Raw genomic sequence first — 25,481 nt, forward strand, 5'->3', positions numbered from 1 at the left:
GACTGGATGAAAATCATCATCCTCGGTGCAGGACAGGTCGGCGGTTCGCTGGCTGAACATCTGGCCAGTGAGGCCAACGACATCACCGTGGTCGACACCGACGGCGACCGCTTGCGTGACCTCGGCGACCGCCTCGATATCCGCACCGTGCAGGGCCGTGGGTCACTGCCGACGGTGCTGCGCCAGGCCGGCGCGGACGACGCCGACATGCTGGTGGCGGTGACCAACAGCGACGAAACCAACATGGTTGCCTGTCAGGTCGCTCACACCCTGTTTCACACGCCGACGAAAATCGCTCGGGTGCGAGAAGCGGCGTACCTGACCCGCGATGAGTTATTCGACAACGAAGCCATCCCGGTCGACGTGCTGATCAGTCCGGAGCAGGTCGTTACTAACTACATCAAGCGCCTGATCCAGCATCCGGGCGCCTTGCAGGTGATCGACTTCGCCGGCGGCCAGGCGCAACTGGTGGCGGTGCGCGCCTATTACGGCGGGCCGCTGGTGGGCCAGCAATTGCGTCAGTTGCGCGAACACATGCCGAATGTCGAAACCCGCGTCGCCGCGATTTTCCGTCGCGACCGGCCGATCCTGCCGCAAGGCGACACAGTCATCGAAGCGGACGACGAAGTCTTCTTCATCGCCGCTCGTGAGAACATTCGCGCAGTGATGAGTGAAATGCGCCGTCTCGACGAAACCTACAAACGCATCGTCATTGCTGGCGGCGGGCAGATCGGTGAACGTCTGGCCGAAGCCATCGAAAGCCGTTATCAGGTGAAGATCATCGAGATGAGCCCGGCGCGTTGCCGTTATCTCTCCGATACCCTCGACAGCACCGTGGTGTTGCAGGGCAGCGCCTCCGATCGCGACTTGCTGATGGAAGAGAACATCGCCGACGCCGATATCTTCCTCGCGCTGACCAACGACGACGAAGCCAACATCATGTCGTCGCTGCTGGCCAAACGGCTGGGGGCGAAGAAGGTGATGACGATCATCAACAACCCGGCCTACGTCGACCTGATCCAGGGCGGCGACATCGACATTGCCATCAGCCCGCAACTGGCGACCATTGGCACCTTGCTCGCCCACGTGCGGCGCGGCGATATCGTCAGCGTGCACTCACTGCGACGCGGCGCAGCGGAAGCCATCGAGGCAATTGCCCACGGGGACGCGAAGTCGAGCAAGGTCATCGGCAAAGCCATCGAAAACATCGGCCTGCCGCCGGGCACCACGATTGGCGCGGTCATCCGCAACGAAGAAGTAATCATCGCCCACGACGATACGGTGATCGAGACGGGCGACCATGTGATTCTGTTCCTTGTGGATAAAAAGCACATTCGCGATGTGGAGAAGCTGTTTCATGTGGGGTTGAGCTTCTTCTGAGGTTTGCGGCGGTTGTTCCGGCCTCATCGCTGGCAAGCCAGCTCCCACAGGTTTCTCGGTCAGGCCCGAATGCCAAGTACATCAAAATTCCTGTGGGAGCTGGCTTGCCAGCGATGGCGGCCTAAAAAACACACTGATCTCCACTGACACTCCTCAAGCAAGGAATTCACCGATGCTCGAATCCCTGGAAAAAATGCTCGCCAAGGGTGTGGATAACTCACTGCTGCGCTTCGGTCTGGGCAAGGGCTATCTGGATCTCGGCGAAAACGCCAAGGCTGCCGAACATTTCCAGCGCTGTGTCGGCTTCGACCCGAAATATTCCGCAGCCTGGAAATTGTTGGGCAAGGCGCAACTGGCGCTGGGCGATCACGACGCGGCGCGACAGGCGTGGGAACAGGGTGTCGACGCCGCTCGGGCCCATGGCGATAAGCAGGCCGAAAAGGAAATGACGGTGTTTTTGAAGAAACTTGATCGTCAGGCGCCGTCGCCTACAGATACTTCAGCGTGATGCCGTCGGCGTCCACGCCGATCACTTCCATGCGCACCCGTGGGGCGCCGTTCGGCAAGCCCTGAACCTGTCCGTAGACCACGGCGCCCTTGGCTAATGCCGAGAGTTCAGGGTGCTGGACGTAGACGCCTGTCGGGGACAGGTTGCGGGTTTGTGCAAGGCACTCGCCGAGGGTTTCGTGAGTGATCGTGATGCGGAAGGATTTGCGGTAATCGGACATCTTGGTGCGTCCTTGATTGAACGGGTTGTGGATAAGCCTTGGGAGCAGGATCAAAAGATCGTCCGATCGCGGCCCGAGCCTTCGGCGGCTCCTACAGGTTATCCACAGAGTGTGCCAAGTTGATCAATACCAGCGTTCTTCGCCAGGTGGACGCTTTTTGAAGCGCTTCATGCTCCACATGTATTGGCTTGGGTAGGCAGCGACGTAGCGCTCGACGACTTTGCTCATTGCCGCGCAGGATTCTGCGGTATCGGTGCTGTACATGGCTTCGGGCGCGGCTTCGAGGATCACTTTGTAGCCGGAGCCGTCGGGCAGGCGCAGGGCATGCAGGAACACGCCGACCGCTTTGCCGCCAGCGAGCATGTTCGGCACAAATTTGCTGGTCAGCGCCTGGGTGGCGAAGAACGGCACGAAGATTCCGGCGGATTCGGCCGGTTCCGGGTCAGCGGGAATGCCCACTGCACCACCTTTGCGCACTTCCTTGATGACGCTGAGAATGCCTTCCTTGGTCGACGCCGCCACTTTGTTGCCGAGTTGAACGCGTTGTTTGCGCAGCAATTCATCCACAGCCTTGAGCTTGGGCGGGCGGTAGAAAATGATCGGTTTGCACTGGCTGCAATAGAAGTGGTTGAGCACTTCCCAGTTGCCCAGGTGACTGGTGATGCCGACCACGCCTTTGCCGGAGGCGAGGGCGTCCTTGAGCACGTCGAGACCTTCGACCTCGCGCACCAGGTCGATGGATCTCTGGGCCGGCCAAATCCACGCGCAGGCGCTTTCGGTCAAGGACTTGCCGATGTCTTTCAGGCTCTGCCCGACCAGACGTTCGCGCTCGTCGGGATCCATCTGTGGAAAACATTTCGCCAGATTGATCCGCACCACGTCGCGGGAACGGTTGGGGGTTTTCCACATGATCCAGCCGATGGCCGAACCCACGGCTTGTACGGCCCGCCACGGTAGCAGGGCAAACAGCCGCAGAGCGCCTACCAGCAAGGCGCCTTTAAACTTTTCCACAGGTCACTCCTGATCTTGTGCTGTGCGCGAGGCGGCCATTCTAACCGCCGTTGGCGAGCAGCGCGTAGCGGTCGCAGTCCTGCGTGTGATCCATGACCATGCCGGAGGCCTGCATCAACGCGTAGCAGATGGTCGGGCCGACAAAGGTGAAGCCTGCCTTTTTCAGGCCTTTGCTCATCGCCACGGCCTCGGGCGTAATCGCCGGGACTTCGCTGCGATCCTTGAAATGATTGACCTTCGGCACGCCGCCCACGAATGACCACAACATCGCCACCGGATCTTCCAGCGCCAGCCAGGCCTGGGCGTTGCGCCGGGCGGCATTGAGTTTAAGGCGATTGCGAATGATGCCGGGGTCGAGCATCAACTCATCGATTTCGGCGTCACTCATCTGCGCCACGCGCTGCACGTCAAAGCCGAACAGCACCTCGCGGTAGCGCTCGCGTTTGCGCAGCACGGTGATCCACGACAACCCGGCCTGGAACCCTTCGAGCAAAAGCAACTCGAACAAACCCTGCGCATCGCGTAGCGGCGTGCCCCACTCCTGATCGTGATAAGCCATGTACAAAGGATCTTCGGTACACCAAAAGCAGCGTGGCATAAGGCTCCAGGGGGCGTGCGCACGACCGAATCGGGTATACTCCCGCTCTTTAAATCGCAGCCCAAGAAACAGGTGAATTTCGTGAGCCAGCCTACGCCAGCCGTGCGTACCTTCCAAGACTTGATCCTCGCCCTCCAGCAATACTGGGCCGAGCAAGGTTGTGTGGTACTTCAGCCCTACGATATGGAAGTAGGCGCCGGCACTTTCCACACGGCTACATTCCTGCGCGCCATCGGTCCGGAAACCTGGAACGCCGCGTACGTGCAGCCAAGCCGCCGTCCGACTGACGGCCGCTACGGTGAAAACCCGAACCGTCTGCAACACTACTATCAGTTCCAGGTTGTCCTGAAGCCGAACCCGGACAACTTCCAGGAACTGTACCTGGGCTCGCTCAAGCACGTCGGCCTCGATCCGCTCGTGCACGATATCCGTTTCGTCGAAGACAACTGGGAATCGCCGACCCTCGGCGCCTGGGGTCTGGGCTGGGAAGTCTGGCTCAACGGCATGGAAGTCACCCAATTCACTTACTTCCAGCAAGCGGGCGGCATCGAGTGCTACCCGGTGACCGGCGAGATCACCTACGGTCTCGAGCGTCTGGCCATGTACCTTCAGGGTGTGGATTCGGTCTACGACCTGGTCTGGGCTGATGGCCCGATGGGCAAAGTGACCTACGGCGACGTGTTCCACCAGAACGAAGTGGAGCAGTCCACTTACAACTTCGAACACGCCAACGTCGACAAGCTGTTCGAGCTGTTCGATTTCTACGAAAGCGAAGCCAAGCGCCTGATCGAACTCGACCAGCCGCTGCCGTTGCCGAGCTACGAAATGGTGTTGAAGGCGTCGCACACCTTCAACCTGCTGGATGCGCGCCGGGCTATTTCCGTGACGGCGCGTCAGCAATACATCCTGCGAGTCCGCACCCTGGCGCGTTCCGTCGCCCAAGCCTACCTGCTGGCCCGCGCCAAGCTGGGCTTCCCGATGGCGACCCCGGATCTGCGTGACGAAGTACTGGCCAAGCTGGAGGCTGCACAATGAGTGCGCAAGATTTTCTGGTTGAACTGGGCACCGAAGAGCTGCCACCGAAGGCCCTGAACACCTTGGCCGAGGCGTTCCTCGCCGGTATAGACAAAGGCCTGCAAGCCGCCGGCCTGAATTACGAAACCAAAACTGTCTATGCCGCACCGCGTCGTCTGGCGGTGCTGATCACCGCGCTGGCTACCCAGCAACCGGATCGCAGCATCAACCTCGACGGCCCGCCACGTCAGGCTGCATTCGACGCTGAAGGCAATCCGACCCAGGCAGCACTGGGCTTCGCCAAGAAGTGCGGCGTTGATCTGAGCGAAATCGACCAGAGCGGCCCGAAACTGCGCTACAGCCAGAGCATCGCCGGCAAGCCGACCGCGAGCCTGCTGCCGACCATTGTTGAGGATTCGCTGAACGACCTGCCGATCCCGAAACGCATGCGTTGGGGTGCGCGCAAGGAAGAGTTCGTGCGTCCGACCCAGTGGCTGGTGATGTTGCTCGGTGACCAGATCATCGATTGCACCATCCTCGCGCAGAAGGCTGGCCGTGAATCCCGTGGTCACCGCTTCCACCACCCGGAAAACGTGCGCATCGGTTCGCCTTCGAGCTACCTGGCTGACCTGCGTGCCGCGTATGTCCTGGCGGACGCCAACGAGCGCCGAGAGATCATCAGCAAGCGCACCGAAGAACTGGCGACCCGTCAGGAAGGCACCGCAATCGTGCCGCCGGCATTGCTCGACGAAGTGACTGCGCTGGTCGAATGGCCGGTGCCGCTGGTGTGCTCGTTTGAGGAACGCTTCCTCGATGTGCCGCAAGAGGCGCTGATCACCACCATGCAGGACAACCAGAAGTATTTCTGCCTGTTGGACGCTGAAGGCAAGTTGCTGCCGCGTTTCATTACCGTGGCCAACATCGAAAGCAAAGACCCGCAGCAGATCGTCGCCGGTAACGAGAAAGTGGTTCGCCCACGCCTGACCGACGCCGAGTTCTTCTTCAAGCAAGACAAGAAGCAGAAGCTTGAAGACTTCAACCTGCGCCTGCAGAACGTGGTGTTCCAGGAAAAACTCGGCAGCGTCTATGACAAGGCCGAGCGCGTGTCCAGGCTCGCTGCCTACATCGCCGCGCGCATTGGCGGCAACGCCTCGTGGGCTGCCCGCGCGGGCCTTTTGTCGAAGTGTGACCTGGCGACCGAAATGGTCGGCGAGTTCCCGGAGATGCAAGGCGTCGCCGGTTACTACTACGCCCAGAATGACGGCGAGCCGCAAGAGGTCGCGCTGGCCCTGAACGAGCAATACATGCCACGCGGTGCCGGTGCTGAATTGCCGTCCACCCTGACCGGCGCGGCCGTCGCGATTGCCGACAAGCTCGACACCCTGGTCGGCATTTTTGGTATCGGCATGCTGCCGACTGGCAGCAAAGACCCGTACGCCTTGCGCCGTGCAGCGCTGGGCGTGCTGCGCATCCTGATCGAGAAACAACTGGATCTTGATCTGAACGACGCCGTGGCCTTCGCCGTCAGCGCGTTCGGTGCCAAGGTCAAGGCTGCCGGCCTCAACGAGTCGGTACTGGAATTCATCTTCGACCGTCTGCGTGCCCGTTACGAAGACGAAGGCGTAGATGTCGCGACCTACCTGTCGGTACGCGCCCTGAAGCCGGGTTCGGCGCTGGACTTCGACCAGCGTGTGCAAGCCGTCCAGGCGTTCCGCAAGCTGCCGGAAGCCGCTGCGCTCGCCGCCGTGAACAAGCGTGTATCGAACCTGTTGAGCAAAGTCGAAGGCTCGGTGCCGACCGTGGTCGAAGCCAAGTATTTCGACAACGCCAACGAGTTCTCGCTGTACTCGGCGATCCAGCAGGCGGATCAGGCTGTGCAACCGATGGCCGCTGCGCGTCAGTACAACGAATCGCTGGCACGCCTGGCTGCACTGCGCGAGCCGGTCGATGCGTTTTTCGACGCCGTGATGGTCAATGCCGAGGACGCCAATGTGCGGGCCAACCGTTACGCGCTGCTGGCGCGTCTACGCGGTCTGTTCCTGGGCGTAGCCGACATTTCGTTGCTGGGTTGAGGAATTGCCGTTGAAACTGCTGATTCTCGATCGGGACGGAGTGATCAATTACGACTCCGACGCTTACATCAAGTCGGTTGAGGAGTGGATTCCGCTGCCCGGCTCGATCGAGGCGATTGCGCAGTTGAGCAAGGCCGGCTGGACGGTGGCGGTGGCTACCAACCAGTCGGGCATTGCTCGCGGTTATTACGACCTCGCCACCCTCGAGGCCATGCATGTGCGCTTGCGTGAATTGGTGGTCGAGCAGGGCGGCGAAGTCGGGCTGATCGTGTATTGCCCGCACGGCCCGGATGACGGCTGCGATTGTCGTAAGCCAAAACCGGGAATGCTCAAAGCCATCGCCGCGCATTATGACGTGTCACTGACCAATGTCTGGTTCGTCGGCGATACGCTTGGTGACCTGGAAGCTGCCAAAGCCGTCGATTCACAGCCAGTTTTAGTAAAGACCGGAAAGGGCGAAAAGACCCAGGGCAAGACCCTGCCGGCAGGCACCCTGATTTTTGACGATCTCGCGGCGATTGCCGCAGAACTTATCCACAACTAGAGTGCTTCTGAAGTTCCTGACCAGGGATTGATCGGGAGTGCGCTTGAACAGTCGGGCAATGCCCGTAACGGTAACCGTCGCCATGTCGATACTGCGGGCCATCAGAATTTTTCTCTTTTACCTGCTGCTGGGCAGTACCTCGCTGTTGTGGTGCAGCCTGAGCTTTTTCATCGCGCCTTTTCTGCCATTCAAGGCGCGCTATCGTTTTATCAACGTGTACTGGTGTCGTTGCGCCCTCTGGCTGACCAAGGTGTTTCTCGGTATCCATTACGAAATCAAAGGCGCGGAAAACGTACCTGAACGGCCCTGCGTGATTGTGTCGAACCACCAGAGCACCTGGGAAACGTTCTTTCTCTCCGCTTATTTCTCGCCCTTGAGCCAAGTGCTCAAGCGCGAATTGTTGTTTGTGCCGTTTTTCGGCTGGGCGATGGCTATGCTGCGGCCTATCGCGATTGATCGCGACAACCCTAAAGCCGCGCTCAAACAAGTGGCCGCCAAAGGTGACGAGCTGCTCAAGGACAATGTCTGGGTGCTGATCTTTCCTGAAGGCACGCGCGTTCCTTTCGGTACTGTCGGAAAGTTTTCACGCAGCGGCAGCGCGTTGGCCGTCAACGCCGAGCTTCCGGTGCTGCCGATTGCACACAATGCCGGAAAGTTTTGGCCGAAAGTCGGCTGGGGCAAGAAGCGAGGCGTGATTACCGTAGTCATCGGTGAACCGATGTATGCCGAAGGCACGGGACCGCGGGCCGTTGCTGCGCTGAATGATCGGGTACAGGCCTGGAATGAACAGATGCAGCGTGAAATGGGCTCGTTGCCACCGATGCCGCAAGCACCCGCTTCGAGTGACCAGATCGCTGTTTGATTTTTTGTGGATAACCTGTGTACGGTTTGCCCTGAAAGTCGCGCTTTTTGATGCTAACTCATTGATAGCACTATATATTTCTAAAGCTTATAAAAAGCCGGGAAAGGTGCATAAGTTTTTCGGATGTTAAAAAACCGGCTGATATAGCCGGTTTTTTTATGCCCGTCGGTTTATTCCGCCAACAATGGAAACCGCAGATTGAACGTGGTGCCTTGGCCGACCTCGCTATTGCACTCGATCTGTCCGCCATGTCGATCCACCACTGCCTTGACCATCGACAAGCCCAGCCCGATACCATCAATGCCCTGTGCCGAAGAGAAACGCCGGTACTGACTGAACAGTTGCGGCAGCTCCTCGGCGGAAATGCCTTTACCCTGATCAATCAATGCGCAGTTCAGCCAATCGCCCTCGCAACGAACCTGCATCTTGATCGACGTGCCGGCGGCGCTGTATTTGATCGCGTTTTCCACAAGGTTGAAGAGGGCGCGGGTGAGCAGCCCCTGATCGGCCACGATTACGCCTTCCTGAGATACATCGTCAAGCTCATGAATCAGTTCGATCCGCTTCAACTGGGCAATGGGCAAGGCTTGGTCAAACACGTCCAGAACCAGCATCGCAAACAGACTGGGCTTCATCTGATAGGAGTCGGATTCAGCCCGGGCAAGCTGAACAAAACCATCGGTGAGATCCAGCGCGCGGCGGACCTGACGTTCGATCTGATCGAACAGTTGCGTATCGCCTCCAACCTGGTGCCGGTGCACATCAAGCAATGCGAGGATCGCCGAATGCGGCGCGCGCAGGTCATGAGAGAGAAACCGCAGCAACACTTCACGCTGATCCTGCGCTTCACGCTCGACGCTTAAATCGGTGAGGCTGAGCAGCCAACCGATCGGGGTCTCACCATCAACCGGCAACAAGGCAGCGCGTTCGAGACGCAGACAGCGTTCCTTGATGTCGCGGAACTCCAACATCGGCAGATCGGCCAGGGTTGCAGAACAGTTGTCGACGAGTGCCGGGTACCCGAGTTGGGCCAGTTGCAGCAGCACATCATCGCCTACGAGGTCGGTACCGAACACTTCACGCGCTTTGAGATTGCCCAACAGAATTTGGCCTTTCGGATCACTGATCAGGGTTGCCACCGGCAAGTATTCCAGCCCATCGGCAATGAACCGCCGCGTATCACGGGTTCGGCTCATCGCTTGTTCCAGCGCCATGATCTGACCTTGAAGGCGATCCCCCTTGGGAAACTGTGCCCGACGACGCTCAGGAAAAACCTTGGGTTCACTGTCCAGCCGCGCCAGTTCCCAACCGAAATAGGTCAGGATTGCGTTCAGACGTCGCCAGTTCCAGATCAGATAACCGAACAGAATTCCCAGTCCGGCCGGAGTCGGCGACCACCAGCGCTGCATTTCTGCCAGGCCGACACTGGCCGCGAGCACACACGCCATGCCCGCCAGCGTCAACGACAGCGTCAGACGCGGCAGCCATAACAGCAATCCGAGCACACCGGCGACCAGACCGACTGACAATAGAGCGCTCAGCGCCGGCATCGAATCACCCAGATTGACCTGCGCCCGATAGGACAGAAACGCGGTCAACGGCAACAACACCAGACTTATCCACACCCACTCGCGCAGCAGTCGCCGAAACAACCGTTGCACCTGGCTGGGCATACGGCTTTCGCGGCGACGGTCGTTATTCGAGGGAGGCTGGAATGACGTCATTCAGGGGCCACAGGCAAAGAGAGGAAACCTGAGGAATCATAGCGGACGACGACCAACGGCGGGGCGCTTACTTTCACTCTGTCGACCGAGCCGCTATTGTCCACAATCAACTGCCAAGCGAAAGGATCAGCGCTCATGCGCGTTGCGATACTGGACGATGAACCCGCCGAATTGCGCCGGGTAGAACAAACGCTGCAGCAGATGCCCGAAGCCGGGGAGCAGCCCTGGTCGCTGCACAGTTTCGAGAGCGGCGAAGTCCTGCTGCGGCAGCTGCGAAGGGAAACCTTCGACCTGCTGATCCTCGACTGGCAACTACCCACCCTCAGCGGTCTGGCTCTACTGCAATGGACGCGCGAACACATGGAAGCACCGCCAGCGGCGATCATGCTTACCAGCCGCGATGGTGAGAGCGATATCGTTCAAGCCCTGAACGCAGGCGCGGATGATTACGTCAGCAAGCCGTTTCGACCTAATGAATTGAAAGCGCGTGTTGCTGCCGTGCTGCGTCGGCATGGATTGCAGCGCACGCTCGCTGGTGAATCCTTGAGCTTCGATGATCTGGTATTCGACGACGCCGAGCTGACAGTCACCCGCGCCGGCAAACCTATCGTCATGACTGAGCGGGAATATCGCCTTGCCCGCTGCCTGTTCAGCAATCTTGGCCGGCCGCTTTCGCGTGAATATTTGTATTCACGGTTCTGGAGTCATGAAGAGATGGATTCTTCGCGGCCGCTGGATACCCATATCTATCGGCTGCGCAATAAATTGGGACTGACGGCGGACCGCGGTTGGCAGTTGCTGACGATTTATGGCTATGGGTATCGGTTGGAGAGGGTCGTTGCGGCGAGCGATTAAAAATCGAAAAGATCGCAGCCTTCGGCAGCTCCCGAACCGGATTTCACCTATCCCATTAGGGGCTGCCGCAGGTTGCGATCTTTCTGATAAAAAAAGGCCAACGAAGATGCGTTGGCCTTTTTCGTGCTTAACCGGGTGTAGGTGAGCAAAGTTAACCGACTTTGACACATTGGAATATCAGCGGTATACAACAAGATTGGACAAAGTTAATTTCCACTTCGGGAAAAGTTATTCGTCTAAAACCTAACTTCGGCCAATGTTAATCCTCCAACTATTACAGCCGGTATAAAATTGACAGATTGTCAAAACATGAAATCAATTTAAACGAAAATTTTTGCGTATTCAAGTCGGATTGCACGCTGGCAATTGCAGGCACGTCAGCGCTAAACCCTCAATATCTGTCGTATAGAACATCAACCTCTAATAACTGTACATATAGACACCTACGATAAGTTGATGAGCGTCAGCATTCGCCCTCTGTAAAAATCGAGAGCCCTCCCATCATCTGACAGATGGTCGTGCCTCTTCATTGTTACGTCACAAATCGTCCCTAGGCTGAATCGAATGGGCCAGGATTTTCCTGACCCAAAGGAGGCCTGCTTGCCCTCTCCAAGCACGCGGATAACTTCAGAAAACTCCTCCGACAGTCCTGTGCCGGCTGCGGAATACGTTCGCATGTCCACGGATCATCAACGCTACTCCACCGAAAATCAGTCGGCAGCCATTCATGCATACGCCATGAGCCATGGCATGGAAATCGTTACCACCTATCGTGATGAAGGGAAAAGTGGACTAGATATTGGCGGTCGGGACGCACTGCGCACACTGCTTGACGATGTTCAGACCGGAAAGACTCAATTTCAGGTCATTCTGGTCTATGACGTCAGCCGTTGGGGACGTTTTCAGAACACAGATGAGAGTGCTCACTACGAATATCTTTGCACCAGCAGCGGCATCAGGGTGGTGTACTGCGCAGAACCCTTCGAAAACGACGGCTCACCACTAGCAACTATATATAAAGGCATCAAACGATCCATGGCTGGCGAGTACAGCCGTGAATTGTCCCAAAAAGTCTTCGCTGGTCAGTGCCGTCTCGTTGAAAAGGGTTTTCACCAAGGTGGGCCAGCAGGCTATGGGTTACGCCGGGCATTGATCGATGAGAAAAGCGAGTTCAAGGCAGAACTCTCACGAGGCCAACAAAAGAGCATCCAGACCGACAGGGTCATCCTAATTCCTGGGCCCGAAGCGGAAATCGAAGTGGTTCAACGCATCTACCACCAATTCATCCACAACGGGATGAGCGAACGAGAGATTGCCCATGCGCTGAACGCTGAAGGTTTGGTCACCGACTTTGATCGCCCTTGGAGCCGGGGCAGCGTGCACCAGGTGCTGACCAACGAGAAATATATTGGTAACAACGTCTACAACAAAACATCCTCCAAGCTACGCAAACGCATCAGTCGCAACCCACCCGACAAGTGGGTTCGCTGTGATGGCGCATTCCAAGGCATTGTTTCACTGGAGGTGTTTGCCGGCGTACGCGAAATCATCTTACAGCGCTCGCACCGCCTGGATGACGCACAACTGCTAGAGCTGCTTCGTACCCTATTAGAGCGGGCGGGCTCATTGTCTGGGATGCTCATCGACGAGCAGGACAACATGCCCTCCAGCACTATCTATATAAATCGCTTCGGCGGCCTTTTACGTGCCTACACCCTTATCGGTTATACACCAGATCGAGACTATCGATATTTGGAGATCAATCGGTCTCTAAGACAGCTGCATCCGCAGGTTCTTGAAGATGTTCTAAACCACTTTAAGTTCGTTGGGGCAAGAGTCGAACTCAGCGATCAGAATGACCTGCTGACCGTTAACAATCAATGGACGGCATCCGTGGTCATTGCCCGTTGCCAACCCACACCGGCTGGAACGCTTCGCTGGAAGCTCAGATTCGACAATAGCCTGGCCCCTGACATCACAATTGCTGTGCGCATGGAACAAGCAAACCTTCAAGTACGGGACTATTACCTGGTTCCCAGTATAGACATGGGGACATGGCCAAAAAGAATGGCCGAAGAAAACAGTCCCTTAATAGACAGTTACCGTTTCGCAACGCTGGATGTACTGGATGGGCTTGCTGCGCGTTGCTCCCTGAAAGAGGCTTGCCAATGACCGTCCCATCAACTGTACGTGACCATGTTGCACTCATTCCCATCTCGCAAATTCACATCCTGAATCCTCGCACGAGAAACAAGAAGGTTCACCGCGAGCTCATCGAAAATATCAAAACGGTGGGCCTCAAGCGTCCCATCACCCTAAGCCGAAAAGCCTCGCCCCAAGGGCCACTTAATTATGACCTCGTGTGCGGGCAAGGTCGCCTCGAAGCGTTCCTCGCTCTGGAAGCCAAAGAGATTCCAGCATTTGTGATTGATGCTGTGGAAGAAGACTGCCTCGTGATGAGCTTGGTGGAGAACGTAGCTCGAAGGCATCACCGCCCGATAGATCTGATGAACGAGGTTGGACGCTTGAAGGAACGGGGCAAGTCAGATGCGGACATCGCAAAAATAATCGGCACCACGTCATCATGGGTCAACATGATTGTTGGGCTTCTCGAACGGGGAGAAGAAAAGCTCCTGTCGGCGGTTGAGACTGGGTTGATTCCTCTGAGCATGGCGACAGATATAGCCCGTAGCACTGAAAGTGACATTCAAAATGTACTTACTGACGCCTACGAACGCGGAATAAGAGGAAAGAAAATTACGAAGCTACGACACCTTCTCGAACTGCGGGCCAAGAGGGACAAGCTTGTTCGGGGGAGCTCGCTAGGCGGTAGCCAGAATAAAAAGAAAAGAATAACTCCCGCAGACTTGAGGCGCCTGTTCGAACGGGAAGCCGAACGACAACGTCTGATGGTGAAAAAGGCAGCGTTTACCCATGACCGGGTAGTTTTCGCTATTCAGGCTATCAAAGATCTCTTATCCGTCAGTGATTTCGAAAAGCTGCTCTATACAGAGCATCTGAACACATTGCCGAAACTGATACAGGCCCGGCTTTGGAATGGAAGGGGGTTGTGATGTCTGAGCAAACACACGAGCCTAATAACTCCAAGCCGACTCACGTTCCGAAAAATGCTTTTTTGGATGAGTGCGTTCGAGTCAAAGTGGCCAATATTCTGCCCCTTAAAATCTCACGCCCAGCAGTAAAAGAAAGTCTCAAGTACCAACAAATTCTAGCTTCGATCCAAGATGTGGGATTGGTCGAGCCTCCTGCTGTTACGCCAGTTCCAGGCCGCGATGGACATTATTTTTTGCTTGATGGCCATCTGCGTATTGAGGCGTTGAAGGATTTGGGAGAGATGGACGTCGATTGCCTCGTGGCTACCGACGATGACACCTATTCGTACAACAAGCGTACCAATAAGCTATCCGCCGTACAAAGTAACAAAATGATTGTGCGCGCTATGGAGCGCGGGGTCTCGGCAGAGCGACTTGGTAAAGCCCTTGGATTATCACCGCAGACAATCAAGCAAAAGTTTCGTCTGCTTAATGGCATCTGTGCAGAAGCCGTTATGCTTCTGGGTGATACAGATTGCCCGGCAAACGTATTCAATCTTCTAAGGCAGATGAAACCACTGAGGCAAATTGAAGCGGCTGAGTTGATGATTGGAAACAAAAATCTTTCAGTTCTGCTCGCTAAAGCCCTTTTGGCCGCCACGCCATCAGACCAACTGGCAGTACCAAGAAAGCCTCCTCCTGATCAGCAGATCTCAGCAGAATCAATCGCTCGTCTGGAGCGAGAGCTTGCCGCCTTGCAAATGCAAATCAAAACAGTCGAGGAGGACTACGGGCCAGATGTACTTCATCTCACGGTCATCAAAGGCTATCTAACCGAGCTTCTCGCCAACGCTGCAGTTGTCCGGTGGCTGGCCAAGCACCAACCTGAATACCTGAAAGAATTCCAATCCATCGCCGAGCTGACTGAACTACCTTGGGGAAGTGACGAACTAGAAACTGCTCTACCGGATCCCGCTGCCGAACCGACAAAATAGATCGATTGAGCCGAACGCTCAGGATTTGAGCAGTCCCGTTTGAAGGCCATGAACTCATCGCTCAAGCTCGAAACAGCTCCATTGAGCTGGAGGTATCTTCAAGTCGGTAACCCATCGCCCGGTATCCACTTTGGCGCTTATCCCACATTCGCATCAGCGCTGGATGCCCTGCATCGATGAAGTCGATTATGCGCACGTCTGCTTTGCTCGCATGCTCCCGATGCAAACGCCCAGCATACTGCTGAAGTGTACCCTTCCAAGAAATGGGCATCGCCAGTACCAAGGTATCCAAAGGAGGGTGGTCAAAGCCTTCCCCTACCAGCTTACCGGTGGCCAAGAGTACCCGAGGGGCATCTGGAGACAGAGCAGCCAACTCATCCGTTAGTGCCAAACGCTGCTTTTTCGACATTCGCCCGTGCAAGGTAAACAGGTTCTGCACACGACCAACCAGTGCCGCTTCAATGGCGCTCAAGTGATCCGTTCGTTCCGTCAACACCAGCACCTTACGCCCTTCGTTAAAGGCTTTTACCACTTCGAACGTGACCCGCTGGGTACGCTCAATATTGTCAGCCAGATGCCGGAATACTTCCTGAATACCCGCGCCCTCGGGCACATTGATCTGGCCTGGCAACAGTCGAGTTTCCACCATCAAATCACTCGGGGCACTTGTTGACCTGCTTGCCGTATGTCGAATCGGCCCACACTGCATAAATATGATGGGGTGCTGTCCATCACGGCGTACCGGTGTGGCTGTCAGGCCAAGCACGTATTTTGCCCGAACACTTTTAAGGATCGCTTCAAACGAAAATGCCGACAGGTGATGGCATTCATCAACAATGACCTGCCCATAATTTTTCACCTGATCGCTCACCTCCCCTTGCCGTGACAACGACTGCATCACGGCTATATCGATGATCCCAGTCGGCTTGGCCTTACCACCGCCGATAGTGCCGACGAGACCTTTGCCGAGGCCAAGAAACATCTGCAAACGCTCCTGCCATTGTCGAAGCAGGTCAGTTCGATGGACGAGCACCAGCGTGTTAACGCCCCGGCGTGCAATCAGCGCGGCAGCGGCCACGGTTTTGCCGAATGCGGTTGGGGCACACAGGATGCCTGCATCGTGTTCTAGCATCGCCGCTACAGCAGCCTCCTGATCCTCCCGCAACGAACCGGCGAAGTTAGGGTTGATCGGCTCTCCGGCAAAACGCTCATCCTGAACAATCGGGGCAATACCGTTATCGTTCAGAAGCTCTAACGCGGCATCCAGGCAACCGCGAGGCAGTGCGATGTGCTTGGGGAAATTCTCTGCACAGCCGATGATACGGGGCTTGTTCCAGACCGACAGACGCATCGCCTGCGCCTTATAAAACTCAGGATTCTGAAACGCGGCCAGCCTGATCAACCGATTAGCCAGTGTCTGGGGTAGCTCGGACTTTTCGAAGTAGATCAGGTTGGCCAACGTAACGGTCAACGTTGCCGGCATCGGGCAGGATAGCTTTTGTTCGCGGGGGATCTTCCACGGCTCCGACTGGTCTTCTTCCGCAACAAACATTACGTCCAGAGGGTGGGCATGACCGGTCGCACACACGATGGCCGGATCGATATCCTCCACAGCCATTGGCTGGATGCTGGCCAGGAATGCCCATTGATCGGCATACGGCTTTAGTTCGCCGTCCACAAAGACGCTGCACCCATGCTCGCGGGCTTTCTTTTGCAAGGGCAGTGCGATCAGGTTGCCGAAGCCCCCTTTCGGCATTCTGTCCTGGTTCGGGAACAGTCGGTCATACGAACTCAGCTTTAGTTGTCGAGTCCGAGCGCAGGTATGGCTAATAATCGCCGTGCCCAGCCGCCTAGCGTCTTGGGCAGTGACCGCTTTGGCGAAAAAAATCCATGCATGAGCACCATTGCCCGAGCGAGAGATTTCCAAAGCCACGGGTACACCCAGCTCGTGACAGGATTGGGCAAAGCCCAGCAAGTCTTCACGCCAGTCGGCCTCGTCAAAATCCACGGCAAGGAAATAACAGGTGTCATCGGTTAGCAGGGGGTAAACGCCTGCGACTATTTCGCCCGCCAAATGCCGATAAAGCACCTGGTCATTAAGCGGTACCAATTGGCGGAAGCTGCAGTCACCACACTTTATTTTCGGCTTCTGACAAACACCTGGGCGCCATTCATTGGCACAGGCCGGTGAATATCCTGCCTTACCGGCTTTGCTCTCCCAGCGTTGTGGGTACACATCAGTTCGTCCTCGAAACAAGCGCTGAAACAGCTTGAGCTTGGCCTCGGTTCCCAGATGCTGGGCGGGCAACTCGATCACTGAAATGGGCACGACGGACACGGCGACTGGCAGACGCCACTCGATAGCATTGGCTTCCAGCAAAGCAATCAATCGGGCATTTTCTGCCTGTAACTGTGCCAGTGAATCAGATTCAGTCATGGGGTCTCTATTCAGTCCCGTGTCTCGTCCTTCCACGATTTTCTACGTTGGTCTGAGAAGCCAATTTCGCCATGGTCTACAGCGGCCAAACAGTGATGTTCATAACCAGCAACGCTATGAGTGATGGGCCTTTAAGCCAAACGTGGCGGCGCTCGTGAACAATGGCTGACGGTGCTGAGTGAAATGCGCGGGCACCCCACGGAGAACGCCCTCTACCAGCCATAGTGGTTGGGTATTGTAATCTCCAGATCCAGCAGCCCGTCCGACTTATGGATAAGGGGATCAAGCCAATCCGCTTTGGCCTTAGCCCACTCTAAATAGGCAAACTGCACTTGCGTCGGGGCTCCGGCACCGTAAGTTACTTTTTCTAACTCGACAAGATACTCCCGAAGCGCATTGGCCCGTCGCCAATGGTGGGCGTCCTCTTCAAGCCGCTGTAGTTTTTCTCGCTCGGCATCCTGCTCCGCCTTTTTGGCTAAGGCTTCATCGCGTTGTTGCCGACGCCCCACTTCAGCAATGGCCCGCTCTTCCTGCCCGATCAACAGCTCGACGGCGCGCCGAACCATCATGATGATCAGCTTGTTGAGCTGCTGCTCAACAGGCGTATGGGTGGAGTCCATAACTTTCCCGCCATACCCTGCATCGCCCAGAACATGAAGCTGGCCTGTGGGAACATACTGCGGCGACGATATCGAACTCCAATGGATGCGTTCATTTCGCGCCAAGGCACGCGGCGGTGGACTGCCCTCAGAACGCTTGGTTGGCTCGAAAAAGCGCAGACCAATCTGTATCCCGAATATTTCGACGTTGCATCGATCACCCATGAGCACTGGATACCCCCGGGTCTCGAAGGCTTTGATCAAGGCGTCAGCAATACGAAGCGCCCGAGGCTGCAAGGCCGCCGAAACCTTCATATCAAGGGCCCGCTGACGGCGACTGGGGAAGGGCATGCCCCGCTGATCCAAGACGGGATGACGCAACGCCTCCCGCGTCTGCACGACATAGGCATGGGGATTGGTCAGCCGCTCTGCCACGCGTATCCGGTGGCTCGGCAGTTGCTCATATTCGATGACCGCTTGCAGCCGGGGATCAATCGACTCGATGGCGGGCACTTTGGATGGTGGTGCCGGCACTGGAGCGTGATGCCATAAGTAGCGCGCAGGCCCGGTGTAATCCCGGAGTGGGGGTTGAGGCGGCACGCGCTTACCGGCTTTACGTTTTGCCCAATATCCTCGCATGGGCGTCGGTATCTGCAGTCTTGCGCACAACTTTTTCAGTCCGACGTCAGACAGCCCATACTTGGGCGCGACCACTGACACGGGGTCAGTCCAGACCTGCTCCAGCAGCACACCACGATCATATTGCTCCATGATCGGCTCCTCAATGCTCAGCCGCTAGCAAAACACACGTTGATTTCCACCGTTTTACCGTCATGCCAATATCACCGGTTCACCCTTCAACGGAAAGCCGCGAGCCATAAAAGGGCGCACCTGAGTTACATCGCCTGGGCCGGCCAGTAAGGGCTTCCGAAGATGTGCATCGGCGCCAGTGGATGCCAGCCGTTGGGCCACACAATCGGGTTTAACCTTTTGCCGGTTATGCGCAGTGCGCTTCGAATCCCCGGATGGCCACCGCCCCACCGCCAGGCTCATACCGTGATGAGCAGCCCCGGATCAAAGCGCGTGGCTTCCCCGGGATAACCGCGTGGGTTGCACACCACCCGCGTCCCCGCGAGGACGTAATCCTCGGCCTCGTGCACATGCCCGTGCACCCACAAATTAACGCTGGGCCCCATCATCCGTTCCCACGCGTTGGCATACGCCGCGTCGAGATCGGTACCGGCATACGGGCTGTTTTGCAGGGAACGCAGTGACGGGGCATGGTGCGTGATCACCACCGTGGGGCCGGCATACGCCATCGCCAAGCGCTGCTGCAACCAGGTCAGTGCCTGATGGTTCTGTTCCATAAAATCGACCGGGCGCACCCGCCTATAACCGGCGGTGCGAATGCGGCGAAAATCCGTCATCTGCGCCTGCGCCAGCCGTTGGGCCCGCGCGGCATTGCCCGTCACGGCGTAGTCCGTCCAGGCCGTCGTGCCGAGAAAACGCACGCCATCGACGATCCCTTCATCGCGCTCGAGCACTTGCACGCGCGGGGTTTGCAACGCCCGCAACTTTTCCAGCGTGCGGCTGAGGTGTCCGCCGTAGTATTCATGATTACCAACGACATACAGCACGGGACAGTTGAAGGTGCGCTCTGCCCAGACTAAACCTCGGGTACCGATATCGATATCACCGGCCAAGATCACCACGTCCGCGTCCACGCTGGGCGGCACGAAGGGGGTGAACTCCAAATGCAAATCGGAGAGCACAGACACACGCATGGTGCCACCTCATGATGAACGGGCACGTTCGCCCAACTGCATTGGGCCGAGGTGTTGCCGCCCCGGTGGGCCAAGCGGATCGGTGGCGGTAGCGCCTGAAAAACGTGCGAAGCCGTGACAACGCCTCAATACAGGCTGAACACCACCTCCAGCGTTTCGGCTTTGCTGCAGCCCTCGCCCAGCAGTACATACACGGTATTGCCTGTCTCGAAAAAACCTGGTGCTGTATACGAGACCTCAAAGGTACTTCTGACCCAATAGCCCGGCGCAAAGCGTCCAGCGCTGTCGAACACAATGTTATGCGCCAACACGAGGCGCGGCGCCTTGCCCGGATGCTCAGCAGCCCACTGCGCCGGATCCGCCATGAGCAGATCCACCAACATCCACTGCCTGACCAAACAGTAGGGTTTGTTCGGGTAGCGGCGCTGCGCTTCACGGCTCGCCTCCTCCGGGCTGAGGCTTAGGCCCGCCGTCGGCGTGCCGGCGCCATACAGAAAGTTGGCCATCTGCGCTAATGGATTCGATTCGCTCATCTCGCTTACCTCCGTTGAATGATCAACCGCCTGGGCCTGATATTGGCTACGGGGGCACCATCGCTGGGCACCAGCCTAGGCAGTGGTCTGTGCTCAGTTATTGCAGCGCAGTCGGGGTGCGAAAAAGGCCACCGGCCATCAACCGGGCGAACTCATAGAACGAGCGTCGCCCCGCTGGGCCATCGAAGCTGACGATCACATACCACTCAGCCTCAATAGTCTTGAATGTCCAATAGCCCTGGCGCATCACCAGACTATCGATCTCGGCGGTACACAACGCAGTACCGTCGGCCACCCGTTCCAACACATCGGCATACACACGCCCGCAGGCACAATCACACTCGATCCGCACCTCGACCAGGAAGGCCGTCATGGATAACCACAGCCCACGATTACCAAGTGCCTGCGCTAACTCGAACGACGCTGTCATCCGCCTACCTCCCGGTTATTGCAGTCGGCCCGGAGTGGCGTAGAAACCGTTGGACAGAATCTTCAAAAAATCGATAAACGATCTTTTTCCGCCATCGGCATGAAAGGTGACGACGACATAGCGACTTTGGCTGGCTGTCCGGATGACGCAAAAACGCCCTTCCCGAGAGACGCTGTGGATGTCAGACGTACGAATGCGCTGGCCATCCCGAAACCGCTTTCGCATAGCCGGTCGCGCATCGTGATAAATAACCCCCACCGCACAACAACTGCTGATCAACACGTCGGTCAGGTAGGCCGTGACCGGCGCCGCAAACGGGTTGTGTAGCGCTTCCTGCATCCGCCGCTCAGTCCAGGTATCCGGGATGCTCATGGCTAGGTCTCCAAGTGGGACAGCGCGTGCCTGTTCTGTTTATCCACCAGGGGCGCTCGAGGGGTCAGCCCACGCCGGTGATGGGTCGCGGGCCCAGTCGGACGACCGACCGGAGGCGACATTGATCAAGGCGTCGGCGGACAACAGAACGCCACGCTGGCTGCCCTCGCGGGTAGCGTGCGCTCCTTGCGCCAACACGCCTTTGGTTTTGAGCGACTTGGTCAACCAAATCGACTTACTTCCCAAACGCTCGGCGGCATCTGCCGCCACCACATAGCGCGAGAGAAACGTCACCAGGTTCGCCACGGAAATAAACACCCGGTGCTTGCCCTCGTCGAACTCGATGCGTGCAGGCAGCAAGCCCCTATCAATCCACGCCTTAATGGTTTCGTGTTTCCAGCGCGTGATCTTGGTCAGATCGGTAATGCTCAGGTCAGGCAGGGTCGGCTCTTGCCGAAGGTGACCCAGCAGTTCGTCATGATCAAACCCGAACGCGGCCAAGCCCTGGATACCGGCATCACTCACCACGGGCTTGATCTGACCACTGAATATCAACCGGTACAGTTCATGGGTCTGCTGGCTGGAAAAACGTTTGCCGCTGATGTCCTCGAGCCCCAAGGTAGAGGCAGACGCGGCGTGGCGACAGCCTTCGGCCAAAGTATCGATCAGGCACTGGATGTCCTCCACGCGATAATCACCTTTGGCGAACAGCGGCTTATCGCTGTCAGGCACGCGGTTCAGCACACCCGACGCCAGTAAGCGTTCACGCACGCGGCGGCTGATGTTGAGCAGGCTAAGCAGCTCCTTGCCAGCGACCAAGCCCTTGGCGGCCTGCTGCTGCGCTTCCACCGCTGACCGATCGACCACACAGAACTCCACGGCGGCGCCACTCATGATTTCCCCCGAGAGTTGTCCGGTCTTAACCAAGGAAACGATTCGATCTGGGGAGGAGCCCAGCAAGCGCGCCGTCTCGCTGGCGGTAAAGGTTTTTTTCAGCCCCAACAGTTCGGCAGCGATGTACTTCATTTTGCGGTTGATGGGAGCATCGGCCTGTTCCAACATCACGCTGCACACCGTGGCTCGAACCGAGCTGTAGGCGGCGGACGTGAAGGTTGCATTAAGTTCTTTGTACCAGGGGCCGAGGTTGTGGACGAAGCGACTGGACTTCAGCTGGTTAGCCGCCTGTACCTTGTTCTGCACATAGACACGAAAGCGTTCCGGTAGATCCTCTGCCAGCACAAAGGATGCTTCATTAATCTCCAACGCTCGGTGAAAACTGATCGCGGCGTTTTTGCGCTGCGGTGTCGGCAGGGTCAAGTTCGCCAGGAACAGGAGAAACTTGTCGACATCCTCTGGCACGCCCGGCTCATCGCTCAGACCGCTCAGCACGCACGGACGGCTGGGCTCCGCCAGCAACACCGACGAGATGAACAAATTCGCCGCATCGGCAGGGCGTCCACGAGCCTCGCTCAGCGCATAGCCGCAACGACAGCGAGACACCGCGCCGCGATTGAGTTCTGCTGGCGCGTCGCATTCGGGGCATTGCTCCATCAGCAGTACTCGATGTGTTGGGCAGGCCGTAAACAACTCATGGTGCCAAGCCTGCCGGATGTAGTCTGCTTGCCCAAGGCACTCGGGACAGACCGCGATCGCGGCCTTACGCATAAAGGCGCCGGTCACCAGCGACCCGTTAATGGTGGGAAAACTGGCCAGCCGTTGCAATTGCTGCAGTTCCAGACCGTGATACTCGGCAATCGCCTGCAGTTCCCGCGGTGAATACTGGGCCTTGAGCCTGATCCCTATTGGGCGCAACAGGGCAGTGATTGATCCAAGAAAATTCTCTTCGGCGAGCCGCAGTAAGTAACCGTTGAGACTTTCGTCAGCGAAGTCGGTCTCGGGAATAAATGCCAACATGCTATTGCTCCTAGACCTTCACACCGGCTTCTTGCATGACCTTGGCATACACCAAAGCCATGTGCTCGGTCTGGATCGTCTGATCGACATCGAACGGATTGAATTCGATCAGGCGGTTCATCACGGCCTGCTCAAAAGCCCTGGCAAAGGCCTCATAACGTGCGATCTTCGCTGTCCCAGCGAGTGCCTGCACCTCGATGAAAATCTTGTTGATGAGGCCATAACGGCCAGCCGTCGCGACGTACATGCGTTGGGCAAAGTCCCGGTCGTTGAATTCGAAGGTGTCCCAGCCGCTGTCCTCCAGGTAATCGAGCGCACTGCCCAATGCGCTGCGAAAGCTGATGTAATCCTTGCCTTGCCAGTAATACGGGAAGTACTCCACTGGACGGCGCGCGCGATCCGCCAGTTGTTCATTGGCGTAAAACAGGCCCATTAAACTCGGCAATCCTGCCAGCACGATACTGGCCTGGGCTTGGTCGAAGAGGCCTTTGAGAAAGTCCGCTGCCGCGCGCACGGTGGTGCTGCTACCGCGCTCAAGCATGTGCTGCGTTTCATCAAAGATGATCAGTCGTGCGCCGTGCTTGTTGACCGCCTTGATAAAGGCGTCTGTCGCAGCGACATGATTATTGAACAGCGCTGGATTCATATCGATACTCGTCAAGCAAGCATCCGGCAGCGCCCGACCGGTCAAATGCTTCGGGCTGACGACACTGATAATTTCGCGGGAGCGGCTCGTCCCCGACGTCGAATTCATCGCCCTGAAATTTTCCAGCAGACACGTCTTACCGACCCGGGTCGGCCCAACAATCGGAAGGATTTGTGGGTCACCTGCTCTCGCCCGCGTTAAGACCTCCACCAAGTGACCATGCACGGTGTTAAACCGAGCGTGACCCACCAATTCGTTGGCGATCGTGCTCATACCGTCCTCCGTGGCGCCGGACGGAAGTCATCATCGCTATCGGCTAAGGTCGCGGGACGAGGCAAAGGACGCGGCTTGGGCGCGTGCTGTGCAAACTGTGCGGCGATGTCCGCCTTCTGCGCCAGTTTCTCGCGCGCACGCAATGCCTGGTTGTTGGCCTTGATGGAGGGGCGGCGCTGGCTGTCAGCGGTGAACTGCGCCAGCATCTGAGCATACACACGCTGATAGTCATGGCCAGACATCGTGGCGGAATGGCCCGAGTAGGCTTTTTTGAGGGTTTTAGCGACCTCAAAGGATACTTCCGGCATGCCCACCGTCTTGTTCTGCAGCGGAATGTGGCTGCCGTCGTCCGGGTGCACGGCATAAATCACCGTGCAGTCTTCCGGATTGAACAAGATGTCGATGTCACTGAGGCTCCGTTCACGCGCCAGCACTGCCAGCGCCTGACTATGGAACTGAAACCCCTCAAAATCGATGCCGTAATGATGGATTGTGCGATTATCCCGGTTGACCTCTAACAGCAATTTTTTGAGTTGGTCGAGAGAAGGCGGCGGTACGGGCAGGAAGTTGGTGAGCGCTTCATCCATGGCACTCTTGATGGTCATTGGCTTGCCATGGCGGAATCCCAGCTTTTGATTTGGTCGATGGATGTACACATCCGCGACGAAACTCACCAAGTGGCGATAGATCTCTTCAATGGAGTAACACGCTTCGGCAGCCGCTTTGGCATGCCGATTTTTGATGCGCTTGTCCTGACTTTTTTTCGCCCCCGGCATCTTGCTGAACAGGCCCTCATCCGCCGATTTGAAGAAGGATTCCACGTGCGGTTTATCGTCGCCGCGCCCAATACGGGCATACTCGATCTGAATACCGAGTCGGCGCACGATAGCCAGTGCCAGATCCGAGAAATTCTCTGACGCGTTGTCGAGCACTACCAAGGCAATCCCACAGGGCTGCACCCAATCTGTTTGGATGCCAAACCGCGCGTTGAAGGCCGGGTCTTTCGGCATTAAAAAAAACTCAAACACTTTGAGCAGGGTGTATTCGCTGGGCTTGCCGCCACTGACGAATACACCTACGGGGTAGGAGGTACGCGCGCAGACCATGGCGTACAAGGTCAGCTCGGTGTAGCGATGGCCATACTCGTCACAGCAGTACACATCAATCGTCTTGGCATCAATCTCCACCCGTTCAAAAGGCAGTTTGACGTCGTACCGGCGGACGGCTTGCCGGTTCCACAAGTTGTAGGTACGCGGGTCGAGTCGCCCCTGTTTAACGAGCGAGCTGGGCAGCTGTTGGAGCAAACGCGCGATGGTTTTGCGATCGACCTTCTCATCGGCTCCAGTGGCCTGATTGAGCGTCTTCAGTTCCTCGTTGACCATCAATGCCACGGAAGACAAATTGACTTTGTCGTCCTTCATAAAGGTCTGAATCAACACCTTCTCGGCGACCGCCTTCGCTGCGGTTTTTTTGGCCCAGCCCGTCCCCCCTCGACGACTGAAGTTGGGAATGAGGCCTTCAAAGCCTAAGGGATGGTCTGAAGTAGCCATGTATTTCCCCGGCATACCACCTAGCGCAACTTTTAAACTCGCCAAATGATCAAAAAACAATCAATTCGACGAGTATTTCTTACGTTTTCGCCACCCGGACCCCACTC

Annotated in this window: 23 protein-coding genes; 10 read left to right on the forward strand and 13 right to left on the reverse strand. The window is 57.1% G+C overall.

Annotation, left to right across the window (positions count from 1 at the left end):
- Window positions 1-6: 6 nt before the first annotated feature.
- Both trkA and GIW69_RS18275 read left to right on the forward strand, forming a co-directional pair.
- The gene (gene trkA / locus GIW69_RS18270; RefSeq protein WP_236484193.1) at window positions 7-1,380 is read left to right on the forward strand and encodes a Trk system potassium transporter TrkA; all 1,374 of its coding nucleotides are present in this window, start codon (window positions 7-9) and stop codon (window positions 1,378-1,380) included.
- Between the two features lie 172 nt (window positions 1,381-1,552).
- A complete protein-coding gene (locus GIW69_RS18275) occupies window positions 1,553-1,888 on the forward strand; it encodes a tetratricopeptide repeat protein (protein WP_236484194.1) in 336 nt (111 codons plus the stop codon).
- Here GIW69_RS18275 and GIW69_RS18280 read toward each other — a convergent pair.
- The 3 genes from GIW69_RS18280 to tag all read right to left on the reverse strand — a co-directional run bounded on the left by GIW69_RS18280 (window position 1,869) and on the right by tag (window position 3,717).
- Complete coding sequence (locus tag GIW69_RS18280; protein WP_236484195.1) at window positions 1,869-2,108, reverse strand: PilZ domain-containing protein; 240 nt, start codon at window positions 2,106-2,108, stop codon at window positions 1,869-1,871. The two genes, GIW69_RS18275 and GIW69_RS18280, sit on opposite strands and share 20 nt — an antisense overlap.
- 123 nt (window positions 2,109-2,231) lie before the next feature.
- A complete protein-coding gene (locus tag GIW69_RS18285; RefSeq protein WP_236484196.1) occupies window positions 2,232-3,119 on the reverse strand; it encodes a lysophospholipid acyltransferase in 888 nt (295 codons plus the stop codon).
- A 40-nt stretch (window positions 3,120-3,159) separates the two neighbouring features.
- Entirely contained in the window at window positions 3,160-3,717 is a 558-nt protein-coding gene (tag, locus tag GIW69_RS18290; protein WP_236484197.1) for a DNA-3-methyladenine glycosylase I, read from the reverse strand.
- Window positions 3,718-3,798: 81 nt separating this feature from the next.
- On the opposite strand from tag, the gene glyQ reads away from it, so the two are divergent.
- From glyQ to GIW69_RS18310, 4 genes are all read left to right on the forward strand, one after another.
- Window positions 3,799-4,752 (forward strand): glycine--tRNA ligase subunit alpha, encoded by a 954-nt coding sequence (glyQ, locus tag GIW69_RS18295; protein WP_025112261.1) that lies wholly within the window; start codon window positions 3,799-3,801, stop codon window positions 4,750-4,752.
- Window positions 4,749-6,803 (forward strand): glycine--tRNA ligase subunit beta, encoded by a 2,055-nt coding sequence (glyS, locus tag GIW69_RS18300; RefSeq protein ID WP_236484198.1) that lies wholly within the window; start codon window positions 4,749-4,751, stop codon window positions 6,801-6,803. The genes glyQ and glyS overlap by 4 nt, the downstream gene beginning before the upstream one ends.
- Before the next feature lie 4 nt (window positions 6,804-6,807).
- Entirely contained in the window at window positions 6,808-7,347 is a 540-nt protein-coding gene (gmhB, locus tag GIW69_RS18305) for a D-glycero-beta-D-manno-heptose 1,7-bisphosphate 7-phosphatase (RefSeq protein ID WP_236484199.1), read from the forward strand.
- Window positions 7,348-7,429: 82 nt separating this feature from the next.
- Complete coding sequence (locus GIW69_RS18310) at window positions 7,430-8,209, forward strand: lysophospholipid acyltransferase family protein (protein WP_236484200.1); 780 nt, start codon at window positions 7,430-7,432, stop codon at window positions 8,207-8,209.
- 170 nt (window positions 8,210-8,379) lie between these two features.
- Here GIW69_RS18310 and GIW69_RS18315 read toward each other — a convergent pair whose 3' ends face one another.
- Entirely contained in the window at window positions 8,380-9,882 is a 1,503-nt protein-coding gene (locus GIW69_RS18315) for a sensor histidine kinase (RefSeq protein ID WP_236484201.1), read from the reverse strand.
- A gap of 186 nt (window positions 9,883-10,068) precedes the next feature.
- Here GIW69_RS18315 and GIW69_RS18320 point away from each other — a divergent pair, with 186 nt between their 5' ends.
- From GIW69_RS18320 to GIW69_RS18335, 4 genes are all read left to right on the forward strand, one after another.
- On the forward strand, window positions 10,069-10,788 hold the full coding sequence (locus tag GIW69_RS18320) for a response regulator transcription factor (RefSeq protein WP_236484215.1): 720 nt from the start codon (window positions 10,069-10,071) through the stop codon (window positions 10,786-10,788).
- A gap of 564 nt (window positions 10,789-11,352) precedes the next feature.
- The gene (locus GIW69_RS18325) at window positions 11,353-12,960 is read left to right on the forward strand and encodes a recombinase family protein (RefSeq protein ID WP_268945682.1); all 1,608 of its coding nucleotides are present in this window, start codon (window positions 11,353-11,355) and stop codon (window positions 12,958-12,960) included.
- Window positions 12,957-13,862, forward strand: a complete 906-nt coding sequence (locus tag GIW69_RS18330; protein WP_153403977.1) for a plasmid partitioning protein RepB C-terminal domain-containing protein — start codon at window positions 12,957-12,959, stop codon at window positions 13,860-13,862. Before GIW69_RS18325 ends, GIW69_RS18330 begins: the two co-directional genes overlap by 4 nt.
- Window positions 13,862-14,836, forward strand: coding sequence for a plasmid partitioning protein RepB C-terminal domain-containing protein (locus GIW69_RS18335; protein WP_236484203.1), 975 nt, complete (start codon window positions 13,862-13,864; stop codon window positions 14,834-14,836). Before GIW69_RS18330 ends, GIW69_RS18335 begins: the two co-directional genes overlap by 1 nt.
- A 61-nt stretch (window positions 14,837-14,897) precedes the next feature.
- Here GIW69_RS18335 and GIW69_RS18340 read toward each other — a convergent pair whose 3' ends face one another.
- The 9 genes from GIW69_RS18340 to GIW69_RS18380 all read right to left on the reverse strand — a co-directional run bounded on the left by GIW69_RS18340 (window position 14,898) and on the right by GIW69_RS18380 (window position 25,374).
- Window positions 14,898-17,273 (reverse strand): TOTE conflict system archaeo-eukaryotic primase domain-containing protein, encoded by a 2,376-nt coding sequence (locus GIW69_RS18340; protein WP_236484204.1) that lies wholly within the window; start codon window positions 17,271-17,273, stop codon window positions 14,898-14,900.
- Between the two features lie 212 nt (window positions 17,274-17,485).
- Window positions 17,486-18,643 carry a hypothetical protein gene (locus GIW69_RS18345; RefSeq protein ID WP_236484205.1) on the reverse strand — a complete coding sequence of 386 codons (1,158 nt, stop codon included), beginning with the start codon at window positions 18,641-18,643 and terminating at the stop codon, window positions 17,486-17,488.
- 278 nt (window positions 18,644-18,921) lie between these two features.
- Window positions 18,922-19,656 carry a metallophosphoesterase family protein gene (locus GIW69_RS18350; RefSeq protein ID WP_236484206.1) on the reverse strand — a complete coding sequence of 245 codons (735 nt, stop codon included), beginning with the start codon at window positions 19,654-19,656 and terminating at the stop codon, window positions 18,922-18,924.
- Window positions 19,657-19,781: 125 nt separating this feature from the next.
- The gene (locus tag GIW69_RS18355; RefSeq protein ID WP_236484207.1) at window positions 19,782-20,189 is read right to left on the reverse strand and encodes a DUF6957 family protein; all 408 of its coding nucleotides are present in this window, start codon (window positions 20,187-20,189) and stop codon (window positions 19,782-19,784) included.
- Window positions 20,190-20,286: 97 nt separating this feature from the next.
- A complete protein-coding gene (locus GIW69_RS18360) occupies window positions 20,287-20,562 on the reverse strand; it encodes a hypothetical protein (RefSeq protein ID WP_236484208.1) in 276 nt (91 codons plus the stop codon).
- A gap of 72 nt (window positions 20,563-20,634) precedes the next feature.
- Window positions 20,635-20,991, reverse strand: coding sequence for a hypothetical protein (locus GIW69_RS18365; RefSeq protein WP_236484209.1), 357 nt, complete (start codon window positions 20,989-20,991; stop codon window positions 20,635-20,637).
- A gap of 39 nt (window positions 20,992-21,030) precedes the next feature.
- Window positions 21,031-22,905: a TniQ family protein gene (locus GIW69_RS18370; RefSeq protein WP_236484210.1), complete on the reverse strand. Its 1,875-nt coding sequence runs from the start codon at window positions 22,903-22,905 to the stop codon at window positions 21,031-21,033.
- Between the two features lie 10 nt (window positions 22,906-22,915).
- Window positions 22,916-23,824, reverse strand: coding sequence for a TniB family NTP-binding protein (locus GIW69_RS18375; protein ID WP_236484211.1), 909 nt, complete (start codon window positions 23,822-23,824; stop codon window positions 22,916-22,918).
- The gene (locus tag GIW69_RS18380) at window positions 23,821-25,374 is read right to left on the reverse strand and encodes a TnsB C-terminal domain-containing protein (RefSeq protein WP_236484212.1); all 1,554 of its coding nucleotides are present in this window, start codon (window positions 25,372-25,374) and stop codon (window positions 23,821-23,823) included. The genes GIW69_RS18375 and GIW69_RS18380 overlap by 4 nt, the downstream gene beginning before the upstream one ends.
- Window positions 25,375-25,481: the final 107 nt, after the last annotated feature.

It is taken from the genome of Pseudomonas syringae (assembly GCF_021605415.1).
GTDB lineage: Bacteria > Pseudomonadota > Gammaproteobacteria > Pseudomonadales > Pseudomonadaceae > Aquipseudomonas > Aquipseudomonas syringae_S.